At 65.2% G+C, this 19119-nt stretch carries 15 protein-coding genes; 3 read left to right on the forward strand and 12 right to left on the reverse strand.

All coding sequences use genetic code 11. From position 1 onward, the window contains the following. Nucleotides 1–143: 143 nt before the first annotated feature. Nucleotides 144–1430: a DNA polymerase IV gene (locus tag QO014_RS05440; protein ID WP_266347599.1), complete on the forward strand. Its 1287-nt coding sequence runs from the start codon at nt 144–146 to the stop codon at nt 1428–1430. A gap of 715 nt (nt 1431–2145) precedes the next feature. Here the strand turns inward: QO014_RS05440 and QO014_RS05445 are convergent. The 4 genes from QO014_RS05445 to QO014_RS05460 form a co-directional block, all read right to left on the reverse strand. After that, complete coding sequence (locus tag QO014_RS05445; RefSeq protein WP_266347600.1) at nt 2146–3807, reverse strand: hydantoinase B/oxoprolinase family protein; 1662 nt, start codon at nt 3805–3807, stop codon at nt 2146–2148. 3 nt (nt 3808–3810) lie between these two features. Then, nucleotides 3811–5886: a hydantoinase/oxoprolinase family protein gene (locus tag QO014_RS05450; RefSeq protein ID WP_266347601.1), complete on the reverse strand. Its 2076-nt coding sequence runs from the start codon at nt 5884–5886 to the stop codon at nt 3811–3813. After that, nucleotides 5883–6437, reverse strand: a complete 555-nt coding sequence (locus tag QO014_RS05455) for a GAF domain-containing protein (protein WP_266347602.1) — start codon at nt 6435–6437, stop codon at nt 5883–5885. Before QO014_RS05455 ends, QO014_RS05450 begins: the two co-directional genes overlap by 4 nt. 93 nt (nt 6438–6530) lie before the next feature. Further along, the gene (locus tag QO014_RS05460; RefSeq protein WP_266347603.1) at nt 6531–7184 is read right to left on the reverse strand and encodes a helix-turn-helix domain-containing protein; all 654 of its coding nucleotides are present in this window, start codon (nt 7182–7184) and stop codon (nt 6531–6533) included. A gap of 334 nt (nt 7185–7518) precedes the next feature. Between QO014_RS05460 and QO014_RS05465 the strand changes: the two genes are divergently transcribed. Then, nucleotides 7519–8394 (forward strand): DMT family transporter, encoded by an 876-nt coding sequence (locus tag QO014_RS05465; RefSeq protein WP_266347604.1) that lies wholly within the window; start codon nt 7519–7521, stop codon nt 8392–8394. Between the two features lie 57 nt (nt 8395–8451). Here the strand turns inward: QO014_RS05465 and recJ are convergent, their stop codons facing one another. From recJ to QO014_RS05490, 5 genes are all read right to left on the reverse strand, one after another. Next, nucleotides 8452–10263, reverse strand: a complete 1812-nt coding sequence (gene recJ, locus QO014_RS05470) for a single-stranded-DNA-specific exonuclease RecJ (RefSeq protein ID WP_266347605.1) — start codon at nt 10261–10263, stop codon at nt 8452–8454. A gap of 17 nt (nt 10264–10280) precedes the next feature. Continuing rightward, on the reverse strand, nt 10281–11282 hold the full coding sequence (gene glpX / locus QO014_RS05475; RefSeq protein WP_266347606.1) for a class II fructose-bisphosphatase: 1002 nt from the start codon (nt 11280–11282) through the stop codon (nt 10281–10283). A 15-nt stretch (nt 11283–11297) separates the two neighbouring features. Next, nucleotides 11298–12623, reverse strand: coding sequence for a homoserine dehydrogenase (locus QO014_RS05480; protein ID WP_266347607.1), 1326 nt, complete (start codon nt 12621–12623; stop codon nt 11298–11300). Nucleotides 12624–12647: 24 nt separating this feature from the next. Continuing rightward, nucleotides 12648–13868, reverse strand: coding sequence for an LL-diaminopimelate aminotransferase (locus QO014_RS05485; protein ID WP_266347608.1), 1221 nt, complete (start codon nt 13866–13868; stop codon nt 12648–12650). 94 nt (nt 13869–13962) lie between these two features. Continuing rightward, nucleotides 13963–14508 (reverse strand): hypothetical protein, encoded by a 546-nt coding sequence (locus QO014_RS05490; protein WP_266347609.1) that lies wholly within the window; start codon nt 14506–14508, stop codon nt 13963–13965. On the opposite strand from QO014_RS05490, the gene QO014_RS05495 reads away from it, so the two are divergent. After that, nucleotides 14501–16333: a PHA/PHB synthase family protein gene (locus tag QO014_RS05495; protein WP_266347610.1), complete on the forward strand. Its 1833-nt coding sequence runs from the start codon at nt 14501–14503 to the stop codon at nt 16331–16333. The two genes, QO014_RS05490 and QO014_RS05495, sit on opposite strands and share 8 nt — an antisense overlap. Before the next feature lie 60 nt (nt 16334–16393). On the opposite strand, the gene QO014_RS05500 is transcribed toward QO014_RS05495, so the two are convergent. The 3 genes from QO014_RS05500 to QO014_RS05510 form a co-directional block, all read right to left on the reverse strand. Further along, entirely contained in the window at nt 16394–17680 is a 1287-nt protein-coding gene (locus QO014_RS05500) for an O-acetylhomoserine aminocarboxypropyltransferase (RefSeq protein ID WP_266347611.1), read from the reverse strand. A gap of 177 nt (nt 17681–17857) precedes the next feature. Then, nucleotides 17858–18289, reverse strand: a complete 432-nt coding sequence (locus tag QO014_RS05505; RefSeq protein ID WP_266347612.1) for a CoA-binding protein — start codon at nt 18287–18289, stop codon at nt 17858–17860. A gap of 8 nt (nt 18290–18297) precedes the next feature. Next, nucleotides 18298–19116 carry a hypothetical protein gene (locus tag QO014_RS05510; RefSeq protein ID WP_266347613.1) on the reverse strand — a complete coding sequence of 273 codons (819 nt, stop codon included), beginning with the start codon at nt 19114–19116 and terminating at the stop codon, nt 18298–18300. Between the last annotated feature and the right edge of the window lie 3 nt (nt 19117–19119).

Below are 19119 nucleotides of genomic sequence, written 5' to 3' on the forward strand. Positions count from 1 at the left end.
GGCGCCCGAAGGCGTTGCAAGTGATGCGCCCGCTATATCACCCGCCTTCGCATTGCCGCAACCGAGCGTGCGCGATTGCCGCGAGCCGACCCACGCGCTAGAAGAGGAACATTCGGTGAACCTGTCGCCTGTGGCCGAACGTCATGTCAGCGCCCTCCTCCTCGTCGACGCTCACCGCCTTCTGCCGCGATTGCCTGGCCCCGGCGCGCGGCCCCGGGCGTTGCCGCGCCTGCGGCAGCCCGCGCCTCGCGATCCATCCTGAACTCGGCCGGCTCACCATCGCCCATGTCGATTGCGACGCGTTCTACGCCTCGATCGAAAAGCGCGATGATCCGAGCCTCGCCGACAAGCCGCTGATCATCGGCGGCGGGCGGCGCGGCGTGGTCTCGACCGCCTGCTATATCGCCCGCATCAAGGGCGTGCGCTCGGCCATGCCCATGTTCAAGGCGCTCGCGCTCTGCCCGGAGGCCGTGGTGATCCGGCCGAACATGGAGAAATATGTCGGAGTCGGCCGGCAGATCCGCGCGCTGATGCAGGAGTTGACCCCGCTCGTCGAGCCGATCTCGATCGACGAGGCGTTCATGGACCTCTCGGGCACGGAAAGGCTGCACGGCACGCCGCCGGCGATCACGCTTGCGCGCTTCGCCCGGCGCGTCGAGACCGAGATCGGCGTCACCATTTCGGTCGGCCTTTCCTTCAACAAGTTCCTCGCCAAGATCGCCTCCGACCAGGACAAGCCGAAGGGCTTCTCCGTCATAGGCCGCGAGGAGGCGATCGCCTTCCTCGCCGTCCAGCCCGTCGGGCTGATCTGGGGCGTCGGAAAGGCCTTCGAGGCGAAGCTGGCGCAGGACGGGCTGAAGACGATCGGCCAGTTGCAGCGCATGGACGAAGCCGAGCTCGCGCGCCGCTATGGCTCGATGGGGCTTCGCCTCGCCCGGCTGGCGCGGGCCGATGATCGCCGCGCCGTCAATCCGCGCCATGAGGCGAAGTCGATCGGCGCCGAGACCACGTTCAACCATGACCATGCCGATCTCGCGACGCTGCGGCCGATCCTGCGTACCCTGTCGGAGAAGGTTTCCGGACGGCTGAAGCGGGCCGAGCTCGCGGCCTCGACCGTGACGCTGAAGCTGAAGAGCACCGATTTCAAGCTCCGCACCCGCAACCGGCAACTCGCCGACCCGACCCGCCTCGCCGACCGCATCTTCCGCACGGCCGAGGAACTGCTCGCCCGGGAGACGGACGGCACGGCCTATCGGCTGATCGGCGTCTCGGTCTCCGATTTCGCCGATCCGCGGCTGGCTGATCCGGACGACCTGGTCGACCCGATCGCCGCCAAGCGCGCCGCGGCCGAGGCGGCGATCGACAAGGTCCGCGGCAAGTTCGGCCGCGAGGCGGTCGGCCATGGGCTGACCTTCCGGAGCGAGGATTAGCGCAGGTCGATCGCGCCGGCGGGCGTGGCACCGCTCTCCGCGAAAGCAACACGTGGATGCCCGCAATGAATGCGGGCGTGACAGCCTTGGGGTTGAGCCGCTGAAGACCATGACGGGCTCGGTCCAAACCCTCCCCCTGAGGGAGGGTCAAAACCGCAAAGCGGTTTTGGGGAGGGGCGCGTTGATCGGCCGGTCCCTGTCCTTGCCGACATCCGCCGACACCGACGGCCAAGCACGCTTCGGCAAGGGCCGAAGCTACCCCCGCCCCGAAAGTGCTCCGCACTTTCGACCCGCCCTCCGGGGGCGGGTTTAAGGGGAGGCACACCTTCCTGCCGATTCTGACGTCATCTCGGCTCAAGCGGAATCCCACTTCGGAACCGTCATTCCTCTCCGCGCGCCGTCTTCCCCTTCCACTGCCGTCATCCTCGCGAAAGCGGGGACCCATTCAGCCGAAGGCCCGGTCGTGACAGGCAAGGACCGCTCAGGCTGGATGGATCCCGGGTCTCCGCTACGCTCCGCCCGGGATGACGGCCTGTGGCCGGGTTGGGCGGCTCGCCCGAACGAAACCTCACGACTCCGCTTAACCCACGCCTTACGGGCGGGTTAAGCGGAGTCGTGTCCGGCGGATGCATCGCTCGATCATAGCAAACACTCGTGGGGCTTGCTGTCCGGCCGAGATGACAATGTGCCACCGCGAGCCTGTCACTCGGGCGCGCTAGACCTCGACCCCGTAGACGTCCCGCGCCCGGGCCGGGCTCAGGTAGCCGTTCTTGATGTCGTCGAGGATCGCAGCGCGGTCGCGTTTGGCGGGGTCGCCATAGCCGCCGCCATTGCCGGTCACGACGCGGACGATATCGCCCTCGTTGAGCGCCACGCCGGTTGCGAAGGCGTAGCGCTTCTGCGAGCCGTCCGTCTTGATCACGTCGATATAGTTCGGCGTTCCATCACGGCCGCCTTCCATGCCCCAGGGCAGGATGCGTGAACGCGTATAGCCGCAGGTCAGGAAATTGCCGTCGGCGCGCACGCGATAGTCGAGGCGGATGCCCTTGCCCCCGCGCCATTCCCCTTCCCCGCCCTCTTCCGGATTGAGCGCGAGTTGCTCGACGAAGAGGCCGTAGCGCGCCTCGGCCACCTCGGCGGGGCAGTTGAAGGTCTCGCCGTGAAAGCCGGAGAAGATGGCGCTGTTGCCGTCGCGGCCGAGCATGCCGCCCCAGCCGCCGATTTCCGGCTCGACGATGGTGTAGTGCCGGCCGGTATCGGGATGTGGTCCACCGATCACCGTGCCGCAGATCGAGGCGAAGCTGCCGGCCGAGAGCCGGTCGCCGAGATGGGGCGCGAGGCAGCGCAGGATCAGGTCGAAGACGCGGATCTCGACCTCGTAATAGAAGCCGTGGGCGGCCGGTTCCTGCGCGTCGAAAACCGAGCCGGGGCGCGTCTTCAGCACCAGCGGGCGGAACGAGCCGCCATTGGCGGGAGCTGCGACGTCAGTCACCGCCTTGATCGCCATCTGCGCCGCGACCGTCACACCGTCACGGCTCGCATTGCTGGGCGACAATGTCTGGTCGGGATTGTCGGCCAGATCGACGATGAACGCATCATCGGTGATCTCGATCGAGACCTTGTAGATCAGCCCGTTATCCTGCTCCTCGGCGAAGGGGAACACACCCTTGGGCAGGTCCTTCAGCGCCTTCAGCGTCACCTGCTCGCCATAGTCCATGAAATGGTTCATGGCGGTGACGAAGGTGTCCTTGCCGTATTTCTTGACCAGGTCGAGGATGCGCTTGTCGCCGATGCGCACGGCGGCGATGGCGGCCCAGAGATCGCCCTTGAGGAAGGCCGGCAGGCGCGAATTGACGGTCAAGAGATCGATGACCGCCTGGCTTGCGACGCCCTTCTCGACCAGCTTGATCGCGGGAACGCGGATGCCTTCCTGGAAGATCGTCGTCGCATCCGTCGACATCGAGCCCGGGACCATGCCGCCGACATCGTTCCAATGGGCGATATTGGCCGTCCAGGCGACGATCTCGCCCTCGACGAAGACGGGCATCACGAGGACCATGTCGTTCAGATGCGTTACGCCGCCATAGAACGGATCATTGGTCGCGAAGATGTCGCCCGGATGGATGGTCGCGATCGGATGCTTGCGGATCACCGCCTTGGCGGCCTTGTCGAGCACGCCGATGAAGGCCGGGATGCCGGCACCCGACGAGGCGATCTCGCCATTGGCGGCGCAAATACCGGTGCCCATGTCGAGCACCTCGTAGATGACGGCGCTCATCGAGGTCTTGCGCATGGCTGCGAACATCTCGTCCGAAATCGCCTGCAGCGAGTTCTGGATGATGTCGAAGGTGACCGGGTCGTGGCGAAGGCTAGTCATGCGTCAGGCCGCCAGTTCGATATGGGTATTGCCATAGGCATCGATCGAGACGCGATTGCCGGGAAGGATCACGACGGTCGTGCCGGGATCCTCCAGCACCGCCGGCCCGGTGAAGCTCATGCCGGGCTCGAGCTTCTCCAGATCGTAGATCGTCGCCTGATGAATGCCGTCGAGCGCATAGTCGACCGCGCGGCTGCCCTTGATCGCCGTATCGAGCGTGGCGTCCGTGACCGGAAGTGGGTTGATCTCGAGCTTGCCGACCTCGGCCGAGGCGACGAGATGCAGCCCGACGATCTCCACCGGCGCGTCGAGGCGATAGGTATATTCGCGCTCATAGGCGGCGTGGAACCGGTCGATCATCGCAGCGATGCCAGCCGCATCGACCATATCGCCTTCATAGGCGACTTCGACGGCATGTTCCTGGTTCTGGTAGCGGCACTTGATGAAGGGCACGAGCTTGACCCGGTCGGCCGCGACGCCCTCGGCCGCGAATTGCGCCAGCGCGCGGGCCTTCGCCTCGCCGATCAGGCTCGCCAGCGCCTCCGGGTGGCCGACGCCATCCTCGATCAGCTTCGTGACGAAATAATCGCGGCGCAGATCGGACATCATCATGCCCCAGGCGGAGAAGACCGAGGCCCCGCGCGGGATCACGACCTTCTTCATGCCGAGCTCGGAGGCGAGCGCCACGGCATGCATGCCGCCCCCACCGCCAAAGGCCACCAGGGTGAAATCGCGCGGATCATAGCCCCGGTTGAGCGAGACCAGCTTCAGCGCGTTGATCATGTTGTTGTTGGCGATGCGGACAATGCCGCGCGCCGCCTCGATCGGCGAGATGCCGAGCTTGGTCGCGAGCTTCGCCAGCGCGCCGTCGACGGCGACCATGTCGGCCGCGATCGTGCCGCCGCAGAAATAATCCTTGTCGATGCGGCCGAGCGCGAGATTGGCGTCGGTCGTCGTCGCCTCGGTGCCGCCGCGGCCATAGCCGGCCGGGCCCGGCATCGCGCCGGCGGATTTCGGGCCGACATGCAGCTTGCCGAAATCATCGACCCAGGCGATCGAACCGCCGCCATTGCCGATCTCGACCAGATCGACCACCGGCACCATGATCGGATAGCCGGACGAGCGACGATCGCGCTCGATCCAGTAATCAGTCATGATCTTCACCTGACCATTCTCGATCAGCGAGCATTTGGCCGTCGTGCCGCCAATATCGAGCGCGAGCACATTGGGTTCACCGATGATACGGCCGAGCTCGGCAGCGCCCCAGAAGCCCGATGCCGGGCCGGATTCGACCATGGTGATCGGGATTTCGCGCGTCGCGGTCAGCGAATCGACGCCACAGTTCGACTGCATGACGTAGAGCTGGCCCTTGAAGTCCTTCGAGCCGAGCCCGCTCTCCAGCCGCCCGAGATAGCGGCTCGCTACCGGCTGGACATAGGCGGAAAGTACCGTCGTTGATGAGCGCTCATATTCGCGCCATTCGCGGGTGATCTGGTGCGAGGCGACGACGGAGACTTCCGGCCAGAGCCGGCGGATCTCGGCCACGACCGCCTCTTCATGGCGCGGCGCGGCATAGGCGTGCAGCAGGCAGACGGCGATCGCCTCGACGCCTTCGGCGCGATAATCGGCCAGGATCGCCGGCAGTACGGAGAGATCGAGCGGCGTCCGCTCCTCGCCCGTATAGGCGATGCGGCCGGGCACTTCGCGGCGCAGATGGCGCGGCACGAATGGCGCCGGCTTCTCATATTTCAGGTTGAAGAAATCGGGCCGGTTGCCGCGCGCGATCTCCAGGATGTCACGAAAGCCCGACGTCGTGATCAGCGCGGTCTTCGCGCCCTTGCGCTCGGTCAGCGCATTGATCACCACCGTCGTGCCATGGGCGAAGAAGGCGATTTCGGCCGGATCGACGCCGGCCTTGTCGAGGACGTTCAGCACACCCTGCTCGAAATTGGGCGGCGTCGTGTCGGATTTCGCGGTCCTGACCGTCTGGCGGCCGGTTGCATGATCGGTCTCGAAATAGACGAGATCTGTGAAGGTGCCGCCGACGTCGGTCGCGACGCGGATTGTCCGTGCGTTCATGCCCGTGCCGCGTCCCCGGCGATCTTGCCCGCCTGCTCCGTCACCGTGGCGGCCAGCAGGCCCGTGGCGGCGAAGGGACGCAACGCCATGGCACGGCCGACTTTTTCGGGCGTATAGGCGCCGGTGCCGTCGAGAATATTGACGGTGCCGAGCACCTCGCCGCCGAACACGAACGGCACGTTGATGCAGGAGCCGCAGCCGAGCGAGGCAATCAGCTCATGATCATGGAAGACCTCGGCGATCTCCTCGATCGTATTGGCGACGAAGGGCTGCTTCTCGCCGAAGACGAGATCGGTCCATTTGCCGGCCGGGAGCTGCTTGTAGCCCGAGACGGGATATTCGACCGGATGGCTCGAATAGAGCCGGCGCGACATGTTGGTCTGCCGGTCATGCGTCATCACCGTGAAGATGATGGCGCCGACTTCGCTTTGATAGATCTTCTCGATCCGCGCCAGCGTTGACGCCGGCTGTTGATCGGCGCCCAGCGCCGCGAGCATGTCGTCCCATGCCGCGAGATCGGCCAGGTTCGGTGCGGTCGTCGTCTCAGTCATCCGTCGGTTCCTGCGTGTTGTGCGATGACGGCAAGCCGCCCAGCCCGATGGCCGTGAGCCAGGTCCGATGCACGCGGGCAATCCGACGGGCCGTCAACGAAGTTCATCCTTGTCTGCGCCGACTGGCATGCGGCGCGAGACGGAGGGCCGATCGTCACCGGCGCCCGAATCGAGCGCGCGGCCACGCGGCGTATCAGCGAAAAGCTGCTGCGTGCCGACCGAGAACAGCTCGGTCAACTCGTCGGTCGGATTCTGCACCTGATGCGGCCGGTGCGCCGAGAAATGCAGGGAGTCGCCCACATGCAGCTCGTAGATCGTGCCGTCTATGATGTAGCGGATGACGCCGGAGAGCACGTAGACGATCTCCTCGCCCTCATGCGCCGAGGTCTCGGACAGATAATGCGCCGGCACGTTCATCTTGACGGCGTTCAGCATCTGGCCCGGAAAGGTCGTCGAGAGCCGCTCATAGGACGCCCAATTGGGATTGAGCGAATAGGCGACGCGCCCCTCGCGCCGCGAGACGGCGTTCGGAATGTCGGGCTGGTGCAGGAACGAGCTCACCGGCAGGTCGAGCGCGCGGGCGATCGTCACCAGCGAGGAGAGTGAGGGTGTCGTGATATCGCGTTCGACCTGGCTCAGAAAGCCGATCGAGAGCCCGGTTGCCTCCGCGACGCGTTGCAGCGTGAGTTTTCGCTGCTTGCGGGCCTCGCGGATCTTTTCGCCAACCTTCAGGGGATCGCTGCTCATCAGGGGACGCTCCTCGCCGTGTGGCACAGCGATTTCAGGATTTCACCACAGCTAAAATTCAATGGCAAGATCATTCGGCCGTCGGCGCCGTCATGCGGCGGCCGCGTTGTCAGTATGGCGGCATGTCGGTGGAGCCGGTCTGGCTTTGCCCCGATTGCGTGTCGGTTCGATGAGTCGATCCGATGGTCCATAATGCAGTATGTTCGCGCGAAGAGTGCGTGTTTCACAACTACTAATTTGAAGGTCGAATAAATCGCACCGGATATGTTCAGCCCGATTGCAAAGCGGAGGCGGCGGTGAAATACCGACCATTCCTCCAGACGGACGGTATCCAATGCTCCGGGGCGTCGCGATCGGCTTCCTGACCTATGCCGTTTTCTCCTGCGCCGATGCGGCGATGAAGGCATCGGGCGGGCAGTTGCATGTATTCCAGCTCTCTTTCATCGTGACGATCTTCTCCAGCATCGTCGTCTTCTTTGCGAAGCCGAAGACGGAGCAGTGGAGCGACATGTTCCGGATGCGGCAGCCGGGGCTCGTCCTGCTGCGCGCGGCGCTCGGGATCGTGGCGGGCCTGTTCAGCGCCTTCGCCTTCACGACACTGCCGCTTGCGGACGCCTACTCCCTCCTGTTCCTGCAGCCGCTTTTCGTCGCCGTGCTGTCGGCGATCCTGCTGCGCGAATCGAGCGGCCGGCGCCAGCTCATCATGCTGCTGGTCGGGCTCGCCGGCGTGCTTCTCGTCGTGCGGCCCGGCTTTCGCGAAGTCCTGCCCGGCCATTTCGCGGCGATCGCGACCGCGCTTTGCGGCGCGGGCACCTTGCTGGTGCTGCGCTTCATCGGCCGCACGGAACGCCAGGTCTCGCTGATCGGGTCGCTGATGTTCGGCTCCCTCCTCGTCAACGGCATCCTGACGATCTTCGTCTTCCGCATGCCGACGCTCTTCGAGCTCGCCATGATGGCGCTTTGCGGGGCATTGGCCGGTTTCGGCCATCTCGGCCTCATGGCCGCGACACGCTACGCGCCGGCCAACCGCATCGGCCCGACGCAATACAGCCAGATCATCTGGGCCGTGGTGCTCGGCGCCATCTTCTTCAGCGAATTTCCCGATTGGATCAGCCTGATCGGCATGGCCGTCGTCGGGCTTTCGGGCTTGTTCAACTTCCTGAGCGACCGCAGGCAGGCCCAGGCACAAGCGTCCGGCCAAGCGGCCTAGATTCGACTTGTCTCGTTTCCTTCACGAGAAGCCGGCCCCACGTCGCTCGGAAACCCGCTAACCCGGAACGAGTGGGTCGGCGACGTCGATGATGCGCAGGCTCGCCTGCCGGCGGCCCTGCCAGTGATCGATGCTGAGGTTGCCGGCGAGATGCAGCGGCCGTCCCCGTGCGTCGAGAAGCGCGCGGCCGAGATCAGTCTCGGCGGCGCGAAAGGCGATCGCCTTGAGGTTCTGGTCGCCGCCTGAAATCGTGACGCGGATGTGCCCGTTGCCGACGACGTCGGCATAGCTGACCCGATGGGCGGGGAAGGCGAAGACCGGCTCGGCATGGCCGGCGCCGAACGGCCCTGCCCGCTCGAGCATGTCGATCATGTCCGGCGTCGCCGCGCGCGCGGTCAATGCGCCGTCGACGAGCAGGTTGTCGCCGGCGCGGGCCGCCCGCGACGCCGTCATGGCGCGCTCCTCCATGAAGGCGCGGAATTCGCCGAGGCGCTTGCGCTCGATCGTGATGCCGGCCGCCATGGCATGGCCGCCGCCCTTGAGAATGAGGCCCTCGCCAAGCGCCGCCCTGACGAGACCGCCGAGATCGACGCCGGACACGGAGCGGCCGGAGCCTGTGCCCGTGCCGCTCGCCATCAGCGCGATGGCAAAGGCCGGCCGGCGGAACCGCTCCTTGAGCCGCGCGGCGATGAGGCCGACAATGCCGGCATGCCAGCGCTCATTGGCCGTGACGATGACCGCCGGCCCCTCGCCGGCTCCGATCTCGGCATCGGCCTCGGCGAGCGCTTCTTCCAGCATCGCCGTCTCGATCGCCTGGCGCTGCTTGTTCAGATCATCGAGCTCGGTTGCGATCGCCTCCGCCTCCACGGAATCGTCGAGCGACAGAAGCCTTGCCCCGAGCGCGGCATCGCCGATCCGTCCACCGGCATTGATGCGCGGACCCAGCAGGAAGCCGAGATGATAGGGCGCGGCCGGCACGTCGATGCGCGCGACATTGGCGAGCGCGGCGAGCCCCGCATTGCCCCTGCGCCTGATCGCGATCAGGCCCTTGGTCACGAAAGCACGGTTGAGGCCGACGAGCGGAACCACGTCGCAAACCGTGCCGAGCGCGACGAGGTCGAGCCATTGCAGCAGGTCAGGCTCCGCGCGCCCGTCCTTGTACCAGCCACGGCGTCGCAATTCGCGATTGACCGCGACGATGGCGAGGAAAGTCACCCCAACGGCGGCGAGATACCCGAGACCCGAGAGGTCATCCTGCCGGTTCGGATTGACCACGGCCACCGCGGGCGGCAGTTCGGCGCCCATCTGGTGATGATCGAGCACGACTGCGGGATGGCCGAGATCGCGCGCGACACCGAGCGCCTCATGGCTCGTCGAGCCGCAATCGACCGTCACGATCAACTGGGCGCCTTCGCTGACGAGCAGGCGGATGGCGTCGGGATTGGGCCCGTAGCCTTCGAAGATGCGGTCGGGAATATAGATCCGTGCCTCGACGCCCTGCCCGCGCAGGAACCGCGCCAGCAGGGCGGAGGACGAGGCGCCATCGACGTCGTAATCGCCGAAGATCGCGACCTTCTCATTGGCCATCACGGCATCGGCGATCCGGCCGGCGGCCACATCCATGTCGGTCATGACGGACGGATCGGGCATGAGCCGCCGAAGACTGGGATCGAGAAAATGCGCCGCATCGTCGATGGCGACGCCCCGCCCGGCGAGAACGCGGGCGATCAGCTCGGGGATTTGATGCCGCTGCACCATCGCCGTCGCGGCGAGGCTGTCGGCATCGTTCAAGCGATCGGACCAGCGCCGCCCGGTCGCGGAATGCTCGACGCCCAGAAAGGCGCGTCGGGCGTCAGCCGGGCCGGTCATGGATGGTCGGCCTTCACTCAGGCCTCGTTCTCGAAGGTTTCGGCGTCCCGATGGGTCGCCTTGATCCAGCGCACCGTGCCGGAGGCGGATCGCATGACGACCGAATCCGTCGTGATCTCACCGGACCGGGCAAACTTGACGCCGGCCAGCATGTTGCCGTCCGTCACGCCCGTGGCGGCAAAGACGATATCGCCGCGCGCCATTTCCTCATGGCTGAGCTTCTTGTCGAAGTTCTTCACGCCCATGCGCACGGCCCGCTCGCGCTGGGCGTCCGACTGCGCCACCAGACGGCCCTGCATCTGGCCGCCAATGCAGCGCAACGCGGCCGCGGCGAGCACGCCTTCCGGAGCACCGCCAATGCCGAGATAGATGTCGATCCCGGTTTCGTCGGGATTGGTCGTATGGATCACGCCGGCGACGTCGCCATCGCCGATGAGCCGGACGGAGGCGCCTGTGCGTCGCACATCGTCGATGAGCTTGGCATGGCGGGGGCGATCGAGGATGCAGGCGGTGATCTCGTTGACGGGAACGCCCTTGGCGGTCGCGAGCGCCTGGATATTCTCCGCCGCCGACCGGTCGAGATCGACGGTGCCGGCGGGGTAGCCCGGGCCGATCGCGATCTTCTGCATGTAGATGTCGGGCGCATGCAGCAGGTGCCCGCCCTCGGCGATCGCGATGACGGCGAGCGAATTCGGCTGGTTCTTGGCGCAGATCGTCGTGCCCTCGAGCGGATCGAGGGCGATGTCGACCTTCGCGCCGCCGGTGCCGACCTGCTCGCCGATATAGAGCATCGGCGCCGCGTCGCGCTCGCCCTCGCCGATCACGATCGTGCCGGATATCGGCAGATGGTTGAGCGCGGTGCGCATGGCGTCGACGGCGGCCTGGTCGGCGGCCCTCTCGTCGCCCCGGCCGCGCCAGCGCGCGGCAGCCACCGCCGCCCGCTCCGTGACGCGAACGAGTTCGAGTGTCAGAATCCGATCAAGACCAGACGTCTCCAGCGCGCCGCCCGTCGTCGACATGCTCCGCTCCTGCTCTCAGGCCAGTTGCTCGATGCGTATCATCTGAGGCTGCTCGGCGATATGACCATCGGCAGTTATCCGGTCGAGCGCTTCGCGGACCTGGGTTTCGGTCGTGTCATAGGTGATGAGGATGACCGGCTGCGGCTCGAGCGGCTGCGGATGATCGGGAGCGTCGGCCTTCGGCGCACGTCGGCGCTGGACGATCGATTCGAGCGAAATGTCGTTTTCCGCCATGCGCTTGGCAATGGAAGCGAAAGCGCCGGGACGGTCATAAACGGCAAGGCGGATATAGTAGCCGCCCTCGTGTGCCCGGATACCGGCGCGCCGATAGGGCTGCAGCGTGTGCGCCGGACGACCAAAAGTGCCGACCACGTCGCCGCGCGCAATATCGGCGATATCGCTCATGACGGAGGATGCGGTCGCGTCGCCGCCAGCGCCCGGACCCGACAAAACGAGTCGGCCGACAAAGTCCGCCTCGACGGCGACGGCATTCGTGACGCCGTCCACGCGCGCGATGGGCGAGGATTTCGGCACCATGGTCGGATGGACGCGCTGCTCGATGCCGCCATCAGACCAACTGGCCACGCCGAGCAGCTTGATCCGATAGCCGAGTTCGTCGGCGGCCTCGATGTCGGCCGTCGTGATCGAGCGAATGCCCTCGACATAGATTTCGTCGGTGTCGATCTCGGAGCCGAAGGCGATCGCCGTCAGCAGAGAGAGCTTGTGCGCGGTGTCGAAGCCGTCGACGTCGAAGGTCGGATCCGCCTCGGCATAGCCCAAGCGCTGCGCCTCGGCGAGGCAGGCGTCGAACGACAGCCCCTCGCGCTCCATGCGCGTCAGGATGTAATTGCAGGTGCCGTTCAGGATGCCGTAGACGCGGCTGACCGTATTGCCGGCGAGCGACTCGCGCAGTGTCTTGATGATCGGAATGCCGCCGGCCGCGGCTGCCTCGAAGTTGAGCGACACGCCATTGGCCTCGGCCGCACGCGCAAGCTCGGTGCCGTGGCGGGCGAGCAGCGCCTTGTTGGCCGTGACGACGTGCTTGCCGGCCTCGATCGCGGCGCGCACCGATGCGGCGGCCGGACCATCGGCCCCGCCCATAAGTTCGACGAACACATCGATATCGTTCGAGCGCGCGAGCGCGACGGGATCGTCGAACCACGCGAACGGCGTGAGGTCGACGCCGCGATCGCGCATGCGGTCACGGGCCGAAACGCTCGTGACGACAACGGGCCGGCCGACACGCAGCGCCAGGTCATTGCCGTGGCGCTGCAGGATGCGCAACAGGGAGGCGCCGACGGTTCCGAGACCGGCGACGCCCAACCGTAGAGATTCAACCATAAAATCGCCCCAGAGGGGCCCGGACTACCGCCGGGCGCTGCTGATCGGGACGACGTTGTGCAATGTTTTGTCAGCCGATTCAAGGAAGCGGCGGATATTGCGCGCCGCCTGACGGATGCGCTGCTCGTTCTCGACCAGGGCGATTCGGACATAGTCGTCGCCATGCTCGCCGAAGCCGACGCCCGGCGCCACGGCCACATCGGCCTTCTCGATCAGCAGCTTGGAGAACTCCAGGCTGCCGAGCGCCTTGAATTCGTCGGGGATCGGCACCCAGGCGAACATCGACGCGTCCGGCGCCGGAATGCGCCAGCCGGCGCGGCCGAAGCTCTCCACCAGCGTGTCGCGGCGGTGCTTGTAGGTCTGCCGCATCTCCTCGATGCAATCCTGCGGCCCGTTCAGCGCTGCGGTCGCCGCAACCTGGATGGGCGTATAGGCGCCGTAATCGAGATAGGATTTGACGCGGCCGAGCGCTGCGATCAGCCGCTCATTGCCGACCGCGAAGCCCATGCGCCAGCCGGCCATGGAATAGGTCTTCGACATCGAGGTGAACTCGACGGCGACGTCGATCGCGCCCGGCACCTGCAGGATCGAAGGCGGCGGATTGCCGTCGAAATAGATCTCGGCATAAGCGAGATCCGACAGCACGAAGAGCTCGTGCTTGCGTGCGAAGGCGACCACGTCGCGGTAGAAATCGAGATCGGCCACATGCGCGGTCGGGTTGGACGGATAGCAGAGCACGACGGCGAGCGGCTTCGGGATGGAGTGCATCACGGCACGTTCCATCGCGTGGAAGAACTCCGGGCCCGGCTCGACCGGCACCGAGCGGATGACGCCGCCGGCCATCAGGAAGCCGAACGCATGGATCGGATAGCTCGGATTGGGCACCAGAATCACGTCGCCGGGCGCCGTGATGGCCTGCGCCATATTGGCGAAGCCTTCCTTGGAACCGATCGTCGCGACGATCTGCGTGTTCGGATCGAGCTTCACGCCGAAGCGGCGGCCATAATAGGCGGCCTGGGCCTTGCGCAGCCCGTTGATCCCGCGCGAGGCCGAATAGCCGTGAACGTCGGGGCGCTGCGCCGTCTCGGCCAGCTTCTGCACGATATGGGGCGGCGTCGGCAGGTCGGGATTACCCATGCCGAGGTCGATGATATCGGCGCCTGCGGCTCGAGCGCTCGCCTTCAGCCGGTTGACCTGCTCGAAGACGTATTGCGGCAAGCGCCGCACGCTATGGAACTCGCTCATGGCTCCTGATCCATCTTTCCTGGATGATCGTGTTGTTGCGCCCTCAATGGCGCGGCGCGGCTTCTATCACCGAACCGGCCAACAAGGGAGCGCCTTATTGCGGGCATTTCGTGGCGTCGGTCGCCGATTTGCCGTCGCACTCGTTCTGAATATCGGAAAGCGTCTTCTGCGCATGGCTCGCGGCCAGCGCATTCAGTTCCTTCGCCGATTTTTCGGCCTCGGCCTGGGCCGCCGCGCCGACGCCCGGATTGGCCTGCGCGCTCTGCGCGTTCAATGATGCGGACACCTTCTTCTGCTCGTCGGGCGTCAGCACCTTGCCCGGCGGCGTGCTGCCCGCCACGTTGATGTTCGGGTAGACGCCAGCGCGCTTCAATTCCGGATCGGGCGTCATGTCGAAGGTCTTCACGACCGTCGAGCAGCCGGCAAGCGTGGCTACAAGACCAATCACGACGAACAGCGACGAGGGGTGACACCGCTTCGATCCCAACTGCACCATCACCGCATCATCCTCCCCGCTTAGGGTAAGCGTATCGTAAACAGGCTCGTCATATCGTTGGACGAGCGAAGCTATTACACTCGATCCATCGGGAAAAGCAGCGCCGATTCCGATTGAGGGCAATGTCGGAGAGAGAATGGCCAAGGAAACGACGGGTTCAGCGCAAAACGGCAGCGCCGACGACGCACCGATCAGCCTTCTGGTGAAGGATCCCGAGAAGTTCGCCCAGAACATCGCCCGAATCATCGAAGGGGCGACGAAGGCGGCCAACGCGTTCCTGAAGCCACGCGAGGATGGCAAGCTCTCCGCGGATCTGACCGACGAGATCGCGGAAATCGTGCGCACGCTCGCCAAGGTCATCGAATACTGGACGTCCGATCCGAGCCGCACCGTGCTTGCGCAACGCAAGCTCTACACCCGCTATTTCGCGCTCTGGACCGCCATGATGCAGCGCATGGCGGGCGCGGAGGCCAAGCCCATTGCCGTTCCCGAGCCCCGTGACAAGCGCTTCAACGACCCGCAATGGTCGAAGAACCAATTCTTCGATTTCCTGAAGCAGTTCTACCTCATCACAACGCGCTGGGCCGAGGAGATGGTCGAAGGCGCGGAGCTCGATCCGCACACGCGGCTCAAGGCTCTGTTCTATGTCAGGCAGATCGCCAACGCCGTCTCACCGTCGAACTTTCTCTTCACAAACCCGGAAGTCCTGCGTGAGACGCTCGATTCCAGCGCCGACAATCTCGTGCGCGGCGTCAACATGCTGGCCGAGGACATCGAAGCCGGCGAGGGCAGCCTCAGGATCCGGCAGGTCGACAATTCCCGCTTCGAGATCGGCAAGAATCTGGCGCTGACGCCCGGCAAGGTGATCCACCAGAACGAAGTCCGCCAGCTGATCCAGTACAAGCCGATGACCAAGGAGGTGCTGAAGCGCCCTCTCCTCGTCGTCGCGCCCTGGATCAACAAGTTCTACATCCTCGATCTGAACCCCGAAAAGTCGTTCATCAAATGGGCGCTGGAACAGGGGCACACCGTGTTCGTCGTGTCCTGGGTCAATCCGGACGAGCGGCAGGCGGCCAAGGGCTTCGAACACTATATGCGCGAGGGCATCCTCGAATCGCTCGATGTGATCGAGAAGATCACCGGCGAAAAGGAGGTCAACGCCATCGGCTACTGCGTGGGCGGCACGCTGATGTCCTATACGCTCGCCTATATGGCGGCGGTGGGTGATACGCGGATCGCCTCGGCGACGCTGTTCGCGACCCAGGTCGACTTCACCTATGCCGGCGATCTCAAGGTCTTCATGGATGAGGACCAGATCGAAGCCGTCGAGAAGAAGATGAGCGTGCGCGGCTATCTCGAAGGCCAGAACATGGCGTCGGCCTTCAATATGCTGCGTTCGAACGAATTGATCTGGTCCTACGTCGTGAACAATTATTTCCGCGGCAAGGAACCGATCCCCTTCGACCTGCTCTATTGGAACTCCGACACGACGCGCATGCCGGCGGCCAATCACTCCTTCTATCTGCGCAATTGCTACCTCGACAACAAGCTGGCACAGGGCCAGCTCTCGGTCGACGGAACGCCGCTCGACCTCCACAAGGTCAAGATCCCGATCTTCAATCTCGCGACGCGCGAGGATCATATCGCGCCGCCGCGGTCGGTCTATTTCGGCTCGAGCTTCTTCGGCGGACCCGTGACGTTCGTCCTGTCCGGATCGGGCCATATTGCCGGCGTCGTCAATCCGCCGTCGCGCGGCAAGTACCAGTATTGGACCGGGCCTGCGCCCCAGGGCGACGACCTCGATCTGTGGCTCGCCAATGCCGAGGAACACCCCGGCTCCTGGTGGCCGCATTGGCAGGCCTGGATCGAGGCGCTGGACGCCCGCAAGGTCAAGGCGCGGACGCCCGGCGGCCGCAAGGTCAAGGCGATCGAGGATGCGCCGGGCAGCTATGTCCGCGTCATGGCGTAATAGGCATCCGGCGTAGAGCGCGCCCGAGCCCAAGGCCGGACGCGTTTTCTCGCAGAAGCCTCAGACGTTCGCCAGCGCCTGCTGCAGATCGGCGATGATGTCTTCCTTGTCCTCGATGCCGACGGACAGACGAACCACGTCGGGACCCGCGCCGGCCGCGATCTTCTGGGCATCGGACAATTGCCGGTGCGTCGTCGAGGCCGGATGGATGATCAGCGAGCGCGTGTCGCCGATATTGGCGAGATGCGAGAAGAGCTTCACCGACGAGACGACCTTGACGCCGGCCTCGTAGCCACCGGAGAGACCGAAGGTCAGCACGGCGCCGGCGCCCTTGGGGACGTAGTGCTGCGCCAGATTGTGATAGCGATCGCCCGGCAGGCCCGCATAGCTGACCCACGAAACGGCCGGATGCTCGACGAGGAATTCGGCGACGGCGCGGGCATTGTCGCTGTGCCGCTGCATGCGAAGCGGCAGCGTCTCGATACCCGTCAAGATCAGGAACGAGTTCTGCGGCGAGATGGCCGGCCCGAGATCACGCAGCCCGAGAACCCGGTTGGCGATGGCGAAGGCGAAATTGCCGAAGGTCTCGGCAAGCACGATGCCGCCATATTCGGCCAGCGGCTCCGACAGCTTGGGATAGCGGCCCTCGCGCGTCCAGTTGAAGCGGCCGCCATCGACGATGATGCCACCCATCGAATTGCCATGGCCGCCCAGGAACTTGGTCAGCGAGTGGACGACGATGTCGGCGCCATGCTCGAACGGGCGGCAGAGATAGGGCGTCGCCAGCGTATTATCGACGATCAGCGGTACACCGGCGCGCTTGGCGACGGCCGCGATCCCGGCAATGTCGACGATGATACCGCCCGGATTGGCGATCGATTCGATGAAGATCGCCTTGGTCTTCGGCGTGATGGCGCGCTCGAAGGAGCCGATATCGTCAGGGTCGGCCCAGGCGACATTCCAGCCGAAGCTCTTGAAGGCGTGATTGAACTGGTTGATCGAGCCGCCATAGAGCTTTGAAGCGGCGACGAATTCGTCGCCCGGCTGCAGGAGCGTATGGAATACGAGCAACTGCGCGGCATGGCCGGACGCGACCGCGAGCGCCGCAGTGCCACCCTCGAGAGCGGCGACGCGCTCTTCCAGCACGGCCGTCGTCGGGTTGCCGATGCGCGTATAGATGTTGCCGAACGCCTGCAGGCCGAACAGCGAGGCCGCGTGATCGACATCCTCGAAGACGAACGAGGTCGTCTGATAGATCGGCGTCGTGCGCGCCCCGGTCGTCGGGTCCGGCTGCGCGCCGGCGTGAACCGCGAGCGTCGCGAAACCCGGAACTCTGTCTTCGGCCATTATTTCCTCCCTGTAATGCTTGTTCTGGCGACGGCCAGTCATCGGCTGTCGCGCATGATCGTCTGTGACGGGACTTCACGACACAAGCGTTAGCCCGCCGAAGTGCGCAAATTCAAAGAACGTTTTCGCGTTTTGAACCCGCAATCGCGACAAAACTGCCCTGACGGCTCTTTCCCGTCACGCTCCCAAAAGGCGCGGCCGCTCGATGGCGGGGCAGCGATCCATGACGACGCGGATGCCCGCCGCCTCCAGCCGGGCCGCGGCGGCATCGTTGCGAATGCCGAGTTGCAGCCAGACCACCTTCGGTAGGACCGGCAAGGCGAGTATCTCGTCCGCCAACGCGTCGATCGCATCGGAATTCCTGAACACATCGACCATGTCGATCGGCACGGGAACATCAGCGAGCCTTGGATAGACGAGCCTGCCGAACAATTCGCGTCCAGCGATGCCCGGATGGATCGGATAGGTCTCGTAGCCGGACGCCGTGAGGTAGCCGAGCACGCCATGGCTCGGCCGTGTCGCATTGGGGCTGGCACCGACGACGGCGATCGTGCGGGTCGTCGTCAGAATGTCCCTGATATAGGCGTCGTCGTAACGATCGTGGTTCATGGTTGCGCTCAAAGCGTCGGCACGATGATGCCCGTCACCGCCCACTGATTGTCGACCTTGCCGTAGCAGATGCTGACGGCCTGGAAGGCGAGCGAGGTGTCTTCGGCCGCATAGCCGATCTTGCCCGACGGCAAGGCGACGGAATACCAGTCCGCCCCGCCATCCTCCTCTCCGCCATCGGTCGAGGCGGCGCCGTCGACCGATCCCTCGACGAAGGGAGCGATCGTATTGGCCGGCAGCGTCGCGATCACGGGAGACTTGGCATCCGGCTTCTCATGGAACTCGGTGTCGGCCGAGAGGATCCAGAGATTGCCCGGAGGCACATCCGCCGCATCGGCCACGGCCAGCGCCTTGTCGCGGTCGAAGATCGGCTCGGCCGGTGAACAGAGCGCACCGCGCGCCGTATGCGAAACGCCGATCGTCTTCGGTTCCAGGGCGGTTCCGAACAGATCGACGACGAGACCGTCCAGATCCTCGCGCGTATAGCTCGAATCGGAGGAGGTCATCAGGATCGCGGCTTCGTCGAGCCTCTGGTCGCCCGGGTGCTTGTCCGGGTTCGGCACCGCGCGGATCGGGCCGGCCTCGGGAAAGCCGATCGTCGGCGTGTAGAGCTGGACATCGGGCCCGACCGAGAGCTTCAGCAACTGGATATTGTTGTCGTTCACGCCCTGCCTGAGATTGTCGATGAACGTCTTCAGCTCGGCGTCGTCGGCCCCTGTCGTGTCATAGGAGACCGTGACCGGCTCGTAGGGCTTGGGCTCGGCCGAAGCCGGCATTGCGCCGAGACCGGCAAGCGCAGCCAGGGCGAGAGGAATAGCTTTCATCATGGA

Source organism: Kaistia dalseonensis, from assembly GCF_030814715.1.
In the GTDB taxonomy this organism is placed as follows: domain Bacteria; phylum Pseudomonadota; class Alphaproteobacteria; order Rhizobiales; family Kaistiaceae; genus Kaistia; species Kaistia dalseonensis.